Origin of the sequence: Mycolicibacterium sarraceniae (genome assembly GCF_010731875.1) — a bacterium.
Taxonomy (GTDB): Bacteria; Actinomycetota; Actinomycetes; order Mycobacteriales; family Mycobacteriaceae; genus Mycobacterium; species Mycobacterium sarraceniae.
Window position 1 is genome coordinate 1234439 of the sequence record NZ_AP022595.1, and the last position, 11566, is coordinate 1246004.

The window sequence follows — 11566 nt, forward strand, 5'->3', positions numbered from 1 at the left end:
TTGTCTAGACCGGCAGGCTCAGGTCCAGAATCCGTTGAGCGGCGTGGCGTACTTGTCGTTGTTGGTCATTGTCGGCAACCCGAGCGCATCCTCGATGGTGCGCAGCGTGCTGTAGTGGTCGTAGCGATTGGTGTCGACGAAAGCGCCACCCTTCATACCGCCCGCGCTGACCGCCAGCGGCGATGGGATCACGACGGTGACGACGTGGTTGCCCTCATTGCCAAAGCCCAGGGTGATGTTGTTGTTGTCCTCGTCGAAGGTGATGATCAACACCGACTTCGTGGTCTGCCAAACCTCCGAATTGAGGATCGTCGGCACGTTCTGCTGCAGGAACTGGTCCAGTGCCGTGACGTTGTACTGGTGGCGCGGATCGAGCTGCGACAGCACGAAGTGGGCAGCACCCGGCGCGGTGTCGACCGGGCCTTCCCCATTGGAGTCCTCGTCTGCGGCGAACCACACGAAATCCGGAGTGGTGGCGTTTGATTGAAGGTCGGTAGCCATCTGTGCCAGGGGCAAGATGTGCCCTGCCGCGTAGGCCTGGTTGTCGCCGATCCCGGCGAAAGCAGGCCAGGGGGTCTGGTCGGTCGAATAGCCCCCCGAGGAAACCAGAGGGTTTTGGCCCGGCTTCAGGCTCTGCGCGTAGGCCGCCCACGTCTTGCCGGCGGCGTCGATGTTGAACGCAAGGTTGTTCGGATCGTTGATACACACGGATTCGCAGTTGTAGGTCTTGCCGAAAACTTGTCCACCCGCGATCGCGTAGTAGTTCGGCAGGCTGGGATGGGTCACGGCGTAGTAGTCGCTGGCGAACCCATCCGCGTTGATCAAGCTGTTGGTGAACGGCGCGTTGGGACTGCCGACGATGTCGTCGTAGCCCTTGTTCTCCATGTAGACCAGGAACACGTGGTCAAGTTGCCCGACGTTGGATGCCGGCGGCGCCGGTGCGGGGGGCGCGGGTTGGTCGGTGCCGATGCTGAAGGACAGGTTGTCGGCGTAAGCGTTGTTGTACCTGGCGGTGAAGCCGATCACGACAGGATTGAGGTCGTGCATGGTGAGGGTGACGAGGGCGCTGCGCGTACCCACTGGGATCGTCCCGCTGGTGGTGCGTTGACGGAAGCCCGTCTGTCCCCAGCGGTCCAGGTTGGTGACCGGCCCGATCGTCGAACTGCCCAGGTAGAGCTGATTCTGGTCCAGAAACGTGACCTTCACGGTCGCGAAGGACGGGTCCAGCAAGTAGCCACCCAGGTATCCGCTGAGTGTGAACGGGACTGCGCCGCCATCGATCTGCGCGCTCGACGCGGTGAGGTCCACCGTCTGGGACAGTGCTGAACCGGCCACATTCCCACCGCCGAAGAACTGGTTCCCGCTGTCGAGCGGTGCGGCATGGGTGCCCGGGAATGACACGATGGCCGGCAGATTGGGCCACGCGAAGCTGAGACCGGTCGGCCACGCGTTGCGCAGTTCCCCGTACTGGACGACCGTCGGAACGCCGGTCGCCGTCCACCCCGGCACACTGACCGTACTGTTGCCCAGCCCTGCCGGGTCGCCCAGCTCGGCACCGGGATTCATCAGAAGGTTGGGGCCGGTGGTCGGGGTGGCGACGGTGGACACCGAGCCGGTGGGCCGGCCGCGACTCAGGCGCTGCACTTCACTGCCCGCCAGCTCCAGCGCGGACGTCAACGCCTGGAAGGCCTGATCCGGGGTCGGTAGCTTATCTGCACCGGACAGGACCGGGCCCTTACGCACGGGCCTAGCGGCTGTCATATTCGCTTTCACCGCAGTCACTTTCGCGACAGTGCGGGCGGTGCCACCGGTCTGTCCAGCGGCGGGTGGCCCGGACGTTGCCGACGGCGAGTCCGACGGTTGAGCGGCGGCGATGCACGGCATGCTCGCAATCGCCGAACCTATGCAAAGAGCGACCGCCAGTGCCCCTAGCCGACCGATGTGTGCTGCAGTGCCCATGACCCGTACTCCCGCCGCCCGATAGAGCAGATGCTACGAAGTAAGGGCCGTCTTGGGACAGGATTGGACAGGTCAGTTCGGTGCGGTCAGGTCGTACACCTCGGTTCCAGCCACATCGGTCGCGCTGAAGTGCTGCTGCACCCATGCGGTGATCTGCTCGCCGGTGCCGGAATCGCCACCGGGACCACCGGGACGGCCGCCGCCGGGGCCGTTGCCGACGATGAAGTAGTGGACTTGACCCGAGCCGACGTAGGACTGGAACTGCTCCAGTGTCGGCGAGTTGTCACCGCCGCTGAACCCGCCGATCGACATGATCGAGGTGCCGGTGCTCAGTTCGAGACTTCCCGCGACGTGCGATCCGACAGTGGCCGCAGCCCAACGGTTGTCGGCCGCGGTGAGCATGTTTTTGAGCTCGGTGTTGTCCGACGCCGACTGACCTCCTGGGCCGCCGGGCCCGCCGAATCCCATGCTGCCGCCGGCACGCGCCGGGCCGGACGTCGGGATGCCGCCGCCGTGGTTGCCGGCGATCGTCTCAATCGTGTACGCCGCCGACGCTCCCAGCCCGAACAGCAGACCCGCCGCGGCCAGTGCCACCGTCCCACGTCCGAGGCGGTGTCCGCCAGCCAACAACACGGCAGCGACCACAATCGAGCCGGCCAGCACCGTCCAGCGCAACCAGGGCAGCCACTCGGCAGTGCGGTCGAGCAAGATGAAGTTCCACACCCCGGTGCTCACCAGCATGGCCGCCAGTGCCACGCGCGGGAGCGCAAACTGCCTGCCGCGCCATAGTTCTCGCACGCTGATGCCGATTATCGCGGCGATCGCCGGTGCTAGGGCAATCGTGTAGTAGGGATGCATGATCCCCTTCATGAAGCTGAACACCACGACCGTGACGACCAGCCATCCGCCCCAGAGCAATAGCGCCGCACGGGTCCGGTCGGCGCGCGGCGCAGCCCGGGTGAACCAGAGTCCCGCCACCAGTCCGATCAGCGCAGCCGGCAGCAGCCAGGAGATTTCGGTGCCCATCGACTCGCCGAACATCCGGGTGATCCCGGTGGAGCCGCCGAACATCGCGCTACCCATCAGGCCGCCTGGGCCGCCGCCGGAATCCGAACTCCCGCCGGGGTTACCGTCACCGCCGAACACCCGGCCCAAGCCGTTGTAGCCGAGGGCAAGCTGCAGCAGGCTGTTGTTGGTGGAGCCGCCGATGTAGGGCCGAGAATCGCTGGGCCACAAGCTGACCAGCACCAGGTACCAGCCGGCCGAGACCACAATCGCCACCAGCCCGACTGCCAGATGACGCAGCCGCAGCCACACGCTGCCCGGAACGGCGACCAGCACCACCAAGGCCAGCGCCGGGGTGACCAGCAGGGCCTGCAGGAGTTTCGCCAGGAACGCGAACCCGATGGCGACACCCGCCAGCGCGATCCAGCGAGTGGACGCGCCGTCCAGCGCGCGGATCATGCAGTAGCCGGCGACCACCATGAGCAGCACCAGCAGCGCGTCGGGGTTGTTGAAGCGAAACATCAACGCCGCCACCGGCGTCAGCGCCAGCACCGAACCGGCCAGCAGGCCGGCCCCAGCACCGCTGACCCGGCGCACCGCGCCATAGAGCAGCGCGACCGACGCAACCCCCATGAGGGCCTCGGGAACCAGCATCGACAGTGTGCCGAACCCGAAGATCCGACCGGACAGTGCCATCACCCACAACGACGCGGGCGGCTTGTCCACCGTGATCGCGTTGCCGGCGTCGATCGAACCGAACAGCAACGCCTTCCAGCTCTGCGTGCCGGCTTGCACGGCCGCGGCGTAATACTCGTTGGCCCAGCCGGCGGCGCTCAGACCCCACAGGTACAGCAGGCCCGTCAGAGCCAGAAGCGCGAACAGCGCCGGACGCACCCATCGCGGCCGCACCGCACGAGGCGTTTCCTGCGGATCCACCGATACCGGCCTTTCAACGAGGACAGTCATTGCTACTTACCTCCAGCAGTCTGGCCGGTGCGGCGGGGATGGAACACCCAGCCACGTAACAGCACGAAACGGACGACTGTGGCCATCAGGTTGGCCGCGATCAGCACCAGCAGCTCGACGATTGGGTGTGGGTCGCTCAGCATGTGTAGCAGGGCCAGCGCGCAGCTGGTCAGGGCCAGCCCGATGCCGAAGACAACGAACCCCTGGAACTGGTGGCGCGCCACCCCGGTACGGCCGCGCACTCCGAAGGTAAACCGCCGATTGGCGGCGGTGTTCGCGATCGCCGTCACCAGCAGCGCGACCAGATTCGCGCCCTGCGGGCCGATTGGGCGCAACAGCAGGAACAGCAGCAGGTAGGCCAACGTGGACGCAACACCGACAGCCGCGAACCGCACACCCTGGTTCAGTAGCGATTTCGGCGCCCCGGCCTGATTGCCGAACTGGGCGCCGATGGCCTGGACCGGAATCTGGCCGGTGCCGAAACCCTTGAGCAAGCGGGCGATTCCCTTCAAGTCGGCGAGTGCGGTGGCCGCGATGTCGACCCGGCTGTCCGGATCGTCGATCCAGTCGACGGGAACCTCGTGGATCCGCAGCCCACTACGTTCGGCCAGGACCAGCAGTTCGGTGTCGAAGAACCACCCGGTGTCCTCGACGTGGGGCAGCAGCTCGGCCGCGACGTCGGCGCGGATCGCCTTGAATCCGCACTGGGCGTCGCTGAACTTCGCCGCCAACGTGGAACGCAGGATCAGGTTGTAGCAGCGCGAGATGATCTCCCGCTTCGCCCCGCGCACCACCCGGGACCCGCGGCCGAGGCGGGTGCCGATCGCGAGGTCGGAATGCCCGGACACCAGCGGTGCCACCAGAGGAGATAGCGCCGCAAGGTCGGTCGAAAGGTCGACGTCCATGTAGGCCAATACCGGCGCATCCGATGTCGACCACACCGCGTGCAGCGCCCGCCCCCGCCCCTTCTGCTCCAGGCGCACGGTACGCACCTCGGGCAGTTCGGCGGCCAGCGCGGCGGCGACCTCGGCAGTGGCGTCGACGCTGGCGTTGTCGGCGATGGTGATCCGGAACGAGTACGGGAAGTCGTCCCGCAGGTGGCGGTAGAGCCGGTGGATCGACGCAGACAGAACGGCCTGCTCGTTGTACACGGGCACCACGACATCCAGCACAGGGACACCACGGTTGGAAGCGATCAATGCGGCGTTGGTCCGGCGCGCCATGGGGATGTCGGTGATGGTCATGCTTTGATCGTCGACTGTGGCGGTGGGCGGGGAATCTGTGTTTGCTATGCGGCCGCTGTGAATCCGCGCGACAGGTCGTAGACGGTTGTGCCGTCGACCACGCGAGGGGTGAAATTCGCAGCCACCCAGCGTTGGATCTGCTCGGCGGCGTCGCTGCCCGACCGGGTGCCGAACCCGAATCCGAGCATGCCGCCCTTGACGAACCAGTGAATGCGCCGCTGTGCGACGTAGGACTGGAACTGCTCGAGGGTGGGCGCGGGGTCGGTGCCGTTGAAGCCGCCGACGGCCATCACCGGCAATCCCGTGGCGAGCTGATATCCGGCGGCATTACTCGATCCGACAGCGGCCGCGGCCCAGGTGTAGTCGTCCGCGTCTTGACGCAACGCCGCCGTCAACTCGGCGCCGGGCTTGGGTGCGTCGAACATGCCACCGGGCGGCCCGCCGCGTCCGCCCGAAGGACCGACGGACGGCATCGCACCGCTGTGCGGTGCGGCGACCGTGGCCAATGAGAAGGCGACCGGCCCGGCCACCGCACCCACAAGTGCCAGCACGCCCACCGCGACCCCTACTTGCCTGGGCAGCCGCCCCACCACCAGCAGCAGAACGGCGCAGGCAATAGCCACGACTACAACGGCAACCCGCAGCCAGGGTAGCCACTGCGAATCCCGCTGCAGCAGAATATAAGCCAGCACAGCAGTGATCATGACGATCCCCGACAGCGTGGTGGCCGCCCGGATATCGCTTCGGTGCCGCCATAACAGGGTGGTGCCGATGGCCACGCCCGCTCCGACCGCGGGGGCCAGTGCCACGCTGTAGTAGGCGTGCAGAATTCCGTTGGCGAAACTGAACACCACCGCGGTGACCGCCAGCCATCCGCCCCATAGCAACAGCGCGGCACGGGTGGTGTCGGTGCGCGGCGCCCGCCGGGTGATCACCAGGCCCGCGATGATAGCGATGACCGCGGCCGGGATCAGCCACGCGATGTGAGTACCCATCTCGACACCGAAGAGCCGCGCCCAGCCGGCGTCCTGGTTCAGGTTGCCCAGTCCACCCGTCTCGTCACCGGTGAGGCGGCCTAAACCGTTGTATCCCAGCGCTAATTCCACGATGGAGTTGTGTTGCGAGCCACCGATATAGGGGCGGGCGCCAGCCGGCCACAGCGCAACCAGCAGCAGATACCAGCCGGCCGACACGATCAGCGCTCCCGCCGCCGCGGCGAGCCGCATCAGCCTGGCTCGCATCGGTGCATCGGCAGCGAACAGGAACACCGCCGCGAGCGCGGGCAGCACTAGGAACGCCTGCAGCATCTTGGCCAGGAAGCCGACCCCCACGGCGGCGCCGGCCAGCGGCAGCCACCACCACGCAGCGTCACGGTCGAGCGCCCGCTGAGTGAAACAAGCCGCGACGACAAGTGAAAGCACCAGCAGCGCATCGGGATTGTTGAACCGGAACATCAATGCCGCGGCCGGGGTCAGCGCGAGAACCGCGCCGGCGAGCAGGCCCGCCCGCGGCCCGCTGACTCGGCATACCGCGGCGTAGAGCATCGCCACCGCCGCGACCCCGGCCAGCGCCTGTGGCACCAGGATGCTCCACGAATTCACCCCGAACAGCCGCGTCGACAACCCCGTCACCCACAGTGCCGCGGGCGTCTTATCGACGGTAATCGCGTTGCCTGCGTCGCTCGACCCGAACAGCCAGGCCGTCCAGCTCTCCGAACCAGCCTGGGCCGCAGCGGAATAGAACGCGTTGGCCCAGCCGCTGGCACCCAGATTCCAGATGTAGAGCACGGCTGTCGCGAGCAGGAGCACCGCCAGCCCGCCGTACCGCCGGGCGCTGATCATGACTCGGACGCGCTGGGCAGGCGCACCGTGAACTCAGTCCAACCGGGCACACTGCGCAGTTCGATACTGCCGCTGTGCGCCCGGACCACGGCCGACGCGATCGCCAGACCCAGTCCGGTGGACCCGCCCTTGCGGGACCGCGATGTGTCACCGCGGGCGAAGCGCTCGAACACTTCCGATTGCAACTCGGCCGGGATCCCAGGCCCGTCGTCGGTCACCCGCAGCACCGCGGCGTCGGGCTCGGCGTGCAGCGACAGCGTCACCGACGTTCCCGGTGGGGTGTGGGTGCGGGCGTTGGCCAGCAGGTTGGCCACCACCTGATGTAAGCGGGCATCGTCACCGGCGACGTACACCGGATCTGTCGGCACGTCCAGGTTCCACTGATGATCCGGCCCGGCGATATGGGCGTCGCTGGCGACATCGGCCGACAGTCGCGACAGGTCGACCGATTCGCGTTCCAGCGGGCGCCCCGAATCCAACCGGGCCAGCAGCAGCAGATCCTCGACGAGGTGGGTCATCCGCACGGCTTCGGATTCCACCCGACCCATCGCATGCGCGACGTCGTCGGGCACATCGTCTCTCTTGCGTTGTGCCAGTTCGGTGTAACCGCGGATCGCGGCCAGCGGGGTGCGCAGCTCGTGGCTGGCGTCGGCGACGAATTGGCGCACCCGGCTCTCACTGGCTTGCCGTGTCGACAGCGCCGTCGAGATGTGGTCGAGCATCCGGTTCAGCGCCAGACCCAGCCGGCCCACCTCGGTATAGGGGTTCGCATCGGGTTCGGACACCCGCACCGGCAGCTCTACCTCACCGCGATCCAGCGGCAGGTTCGCCACCTCACCCGCGGTTGCCACCACCCGGGTCAACGCCGCCAGCGCGCGGCGATTGATCAGGATGCCCACCGTGGTGGCCACGGCCAGCGCGATGACCGTCACGACAGCGAAGATCAGCGCCACCCGCCACAGCGTCGCCTCGACATGGCCCATACTCAGGCCGACTACCAGCGTCTCACCGGTCAGCCGGCTGCGTACCGCGATCACTCGGTAGGAGCCGAGACCATCGAGGTCGCGGGTCACCGTATGCCGAAAACCGGTGTACTCCGCGAGCTGACTGGTCGCTTGTGGCGACAGCTGCGCACGCACACCGCCGGGCCCGAGCAGGCCCGCGTCCGCGACGGTTCCATTGGTGATGACGGCGGCAACCATCCCGATCGGCGTCCCCGGCGCGTCGAGGAATTCCGGTCCGGGTCCGGGCCGCGGCCACGGCGGCCGGTTGTCCCGCATGGCCGGCGGGAGCGGCGGAGGCGGGGGTTGCCCGTAGAGGACGGCCGATCGGTGCGCAATTTCCTTCAGCTGGTTGTCGACCTCGCCGATCAAATACTGATGCAGCGCAAGCACTGTCACCGCACCGATGCCGAGGCAGACCACCAACAACAGGCAGACTTGACCGACGAGTAGCCGGGCGCTCAGCGACCAGGTGCTAGCTCGCAGGCTTGAGAACATAGCCCGCACCGCGCAACGTGTGGATCATCGGATCGCGTCCACTGTCGATCTTCTTGCGCAGGTAGGAGATGTAGAGCTCGACGATGTTGGAGCGACCGCCGAAGTCGTAGCTCCAAACCCGGTCCAGGATTTGGGCTTTCGACAGCACCCGCTTGGGGTTGCGCATCAGGAACCGCAACAGCTCGAATTCGGTCGAGGTCAGCGCGATCGGTTCGCCGCCGCGGGTCACGTCGTGGCTGTCCTCGTCGAGCACCAGATCGCCGACGACGATCTGGGCGCCGCTGTCTTCGGTGGTGACACCGGTGCGGCGCAGCAGCGCCCGCAGCCGCAGCACCACTTCCTCGATGGAGAAGGGCTTGGTGACATAGTCGTCACCGCCCGCGGTCAGGCCGGCGATACGGTCCTCGACGGCGTCCTTGGCGGTCAGCAGCAGCACCGGGAGCTGAGGGTTCTGCTCGCGCAGCTTGCGCAGTACATCGAGCCCGCTCATATCGGGCAGCATGATGTCGAGCACCACCGCGTCCGGGCGTGAGCCGCGAGCGGCCGTGATCGCCGATGCGCCGTCGGCCGCGGTGGCGATGTTCCAGCCCTCGTAGCGCAGTGCCATCGACACCATCTCGGCGAGCACGGTTTCGTCGTCGACGACGAGAACCGTGATCGGGTTTCCGTCGGCTCGCCGCATCACCACACGTTCAGCCGCTGAAGAGGTCATGTTCTCCAGTATGAGAACGTCGATGGGCCATTCCTATGCCATTGCTATGTGTGCGCTTTGAATTCTTGCGCACAGGGGGAACCCACCGCATGCACAGCCAACACAAAGGTTTGCTGCCCACGGTGGTGGCATGACTGTTGAACAGCACCCGGTGTGGGGCACTCCCACCGAACCCCCGAAGACCTGGTCTACCCGTACGACGGTGGCCGCCGTCGGCATCGCCGCCGCGCTGGCCGCGGTCGGCGGCGTCGTGGTCTACGCCGCTACCGGCGGCAGCGACGGACCGGCACATGCGGGCGGCCCACCTGGCTGGGGCGGCCCCGGCGGTCCTGGCGGCTTCCAGCGGGCGTTGCACGGACAGAACGTCGTCTCCGACGGCGAAGGTGGATTCAGCACCGAGCTGACCCAGACCGGGGACGTCATCGCGGCTTCGGACACAGCGGTCACCGTCCGCAGCCAGGACGGCTTCAGCCAGACCTATGTGCTCGCTGCCGACACCCGCAAGCCGCCGCAGCCACTGCAGACCGGTGAGCAGGTGTCAGTACGCGCAACCCAACAGGGCGGCGCGGCAACGGCGACTACGGTGATGCCGGCCCGATAATTTTTCGGTGAACTTCTTCGACATCATCGAGACCGTTGGCAAGGTGATCGACGCGGCAGGTGTCGCGGTCATCGCGCTCGGCGCACTGATTTCGGTCGCGGGTGTCCTGCGGCGGCTGCGTACCGGTGACGCCTACCGGGCGTTTCGCCAGCAGCTCGGCCGCTCGATCCTGCTCGGCCTGGAATTGTTGGTGGCCGCCGACATCATCCGCACCGTGGCCGTCACACCTGATCCGCGCAGTGTGGCCGTGCTGGCGGGCATCGTGTTGATCCGCACGTTCCTCAGCTTCTCGCTGGAGCTGGAGATCACCGGGTATTGGCCCTGGCAGAAGAACCGCCAGCCGCAAGTCACACCCGACTCCGCCGAGCCGACGGCCGAAGCCGCGACGCCTCGGCAATGATGCGGATATGGACGAGAAACGACGGGCCCGCCGCACCCGGTTCATCAACAAGATCCGCAAGACACCCCCGGAGTCGCTAGGTCCGCCGGATTCTCACGACCAGGCCGAGGTCGCGGCGATGCTGCGCGAGATCGGCATCGCCCTTCTCGAAGTGGAGCAGCCCACGCAGTTGGTCTCGTCGCGGCTGCTGGAGATCGCAACGCAGTACACCACCCAACCGGTGCGCGTCGTGGTGTTGCCGACCGTCCTGATGATCCAGGTCGGCATCGTCGGCTACGAGGTCGACACCTCCACGACGTATTCCGTGCAGCTGGACATGGCCGGTCGCATCGATGACATCGCCACCCTGGCCTCCGTCGGCGCCATTACCCCTGCCGATGCGATCGCGGCGACGATACGCGCACGCAACATGCGCCCGCGGTTCGGGCCCGTCACGACAACCCTCGGATATGCCGTCACCGCAATCGGTTTCGGCATGATCATCAACCCGACGTGGGCATCGCTGCCGGGATACCTCTTTCTCGGTCTGGTGGTCGGGGCGATCGCCCAGCTGGGCCGGCCGTTCCCGTCGCTCAGCCCGGTGCTACCCACACTGGCGGCGATGATCGTGACGATGTTGGCGACATGGTTCGTCGCCGACACCGCCAATGACGGGTTGCTGCGGGTGATCGCCCCGGTGCTCGTGGCGATGCTGCCGGGGATGTCGCTAACGATCGGTGCGCTGGAATTGGCCAGTAGTCAGCTGATCGGGGGCACCAGCAGGCTGGTCTACGGCGTGGCTCAGCTGGCGCTACTGGTGTTCGGGGTGGCGTTGGGTGTGCACATCGCCGGAGAGGTCCGTCCGCAGACGGCGTCGACACAGATGGGACCCTGGTCGCTTTACGTCGCGATCATCGTGGTGGCGATCGGGTTGTACATCTATCTCTCCGCGCCGCGCGGATCGCTGATCTGGCTATTCACCGCAATCGCGGTGGCGCTGGTGGGCCAGGCGATCGCTGGAAAGTTCGTCGCCGCAGCCTATTCCGGCTTCATCGGCGCGTTCCTCACGGTCCCCTTCGCGATGCTGGCGGCACGGATCAAGACCTCGCCCCCGGCGATCGTGATGATGCTGGCGGCGTTCTGGGCGCTGGTCCCCGGGGCGCTGAGCTTTGAGTCGGCGAGCGAGGCCGCCACCGGCGGCAACATCGGTGTGGCCAGCCTCGGCGTGACCGGCGCCGCGATTCTGTCGATCGCACTGGGCACAGTGATCGGCTGGAGCGTGTTCCGCACCATCGACAACAGGTTGCCGTGGCCGAAGGGTTTGGCTCAACCAACCGTACGGTAGGTTCACCCGGGTGGA

General features: G+C 66.9%; 9 protein-coding genes. 3 read left to right on the plus strand and 6 right to left on the minus strand.

Annotation, left to right across the window (positions count from 1 at the left end; all coding sequences use genetic code 11):
* Nucleotides 1-18: 18 nt before the first annotated feature.
* The 6 genes from G6N13_RS06470 to G6N13_RS06495 all read right to left on the minus strand — a co-directional run bounded on the left by G6N13_RS06470 (nt 19) and on the right by G6N13_RS06495 (nt 9196).
* Nucleotides 19-1743 (minus strand): alkaline phosphatase family protein, encoded by a 1725-nt coding sequence (locus tag G6N13_RS06470; protein ID WP_163695401.1) that lies wholly within the window; start codon nt 1741-1743, stop codon nt 19-21.
* 288 nt (nt 1744-2031) lie between these two features.
* Nucleotides 2032-3930 (minus strand): glycosyltransferase family 39 protein, encoded by a 1899-nt coding sequence (locus tag G6N13_RS06475; protein ID WP_163695404.1) that lies wholly within the window; start codon nt 3928-3930, stop codon nt 2032-2034.
* Nucleotides 3931-3932: 2 nt separating this feature from the next.
* On the minus strand, nt 3933-5174 hold the full coding sequence (locus tag G6N13_RS06480; RefSeq protein WP_163695408.1) for a glycosyltransferase: 1242 nt from the start codon (nt 5172-5174) through the stop codon (nt 3933-3935).
* 44 nt (nt 5175-5218) lie between these two features.
* Nucleotides 5219-7015, minus strand: coding sequence for an ArnT family glycosyltransferase (locus G6N13_RS06485; protein WP_163695411.1), 1797 nt, complete (start codon nt 7013-7015; stop codon nt 5219-5221).
* Nucleotides 7012-8514, minus strand: a complete 1503-nt coding sequence (locus G6N13_RS06490) for a sensor histidine kinase (protein WP_163695414.1) — start codon at nt 8512-8514, stop codon at nt 7012-7014. Before G6N13_RS06490 ends, G6N13_RS06485 begins: the two co-directional genes overlap by 4 nt.
* Complete coding sequence (locus G6N13_RS06495; RefSeq protein WP_163701793.1) at nt 8492-9196, minus strand: response regulator transcription factor; 705 nt, start codon at nt 9194-9196, stop codon at nt 8492-8494. Before G6N13_RS06495 ends, G6N13_RS06490 begins: the two co-directional genes overlap by 23 nt.
* Before the next feature lie 160 nt (nt 9197-9356).
* On the opposite strand from G6N13_RS06495, the gene G6N13_RS06500 reads away from it, so the two are divergent.
* The 3 genes from G6N13_RS06500 to G6N13_RS06510 are packed head-to-tail and all read left to right on the plus strand — an operon-like array spanning nt 9357 to nt 11551.
* Nucleotides 9357-9827, plus strand: a complete 471-nt coding sequence (locus tag G6N13_RS06500) for a DUF4249 domain-containing protein (protein WP_163695417.1) — start codon at nt 9357-9359, stop codon at nt 9825-9827.
* Between the two features lie 7 nt (nt 9828-9834).
* Complete coding sequence (locus G6N13_RS06505; RefSeq protein WP_163695421.1) at nt 9835-10227, plus strand: DUF1622 domain-containing protein; 393 nt, start codon at nt 9835-9837, stop codon at nt 10225-10227.
* Between the two features lie 7 nt (nt 10228-10234).
* Complete coding sequence (locus G6N13_RS06510) at nt 10235-11551, plus strand: threonine/serine exporter family protein (protein ID WP_163695423.1); 1317 nt, start codon at nt 10235-10237, stop codon at nt 11549-11551.
* Nucleotides 11552-11566 lie beyond the last annotated feature (15 nt).

What these genes read in the sequence shown, in the direction of transcription:
- G6N13_RS06475 (WP_163695404.1), bottom strand. Translation starts at nt 3,930, where the DNA reads ATGACTGTCCTCGTTGAAAGGCCGGTATCGGTGGATCCGCAGGAAACG.
- G6N13_RS06480 (WP_163695408.1), bottom strand. Translation starts at nt 5,174, where the DNA reads ATGACCATCACCGACATCCCCATGGCGCGCCGGACCAACGCCGCATTG.
- G6N13_RS06485 (WP_163695411.1), bottom strand. Translation starts at nt 7,015, where the DNA reads ATGATCAGCGCCCGGCGGTACGGCGGGCTGGCGGTGCTCCTGCTCGCG.
- G6N13_RS06490 (WP_163695414.1), bottom strand. Translation starts at nt 8,514, where the DNA reads ATGTTCTCAAGCCTGCGAGCTAGCACCTGGTCGCTGAGCGCCCGGCTA.
- G6N13_RS06495 (WP_163701793.1), bottom strand. Translation starts at nt 9,196, where the DNA reads ATGCGGCGAGCCGACGGAAACCCGATCACGGTTCTCGTCGTCGACGAC.
- G6N13_RS06500 (WP_163695417.1), top strand. Translation starts at nt 9,357, where the DNA reads ATGACTGTTGAACAGCACCCGGTGTGGGGCACTCCCACCGAACCCCCG.
- G6N13_RS06510 (WP_163695423.1), top strand. Translation starts at nt 10,235, where the DNA reads ATGGACGAGAAACGACGGGCCCGCCGCACCCGGTTCATCAACAAGATC.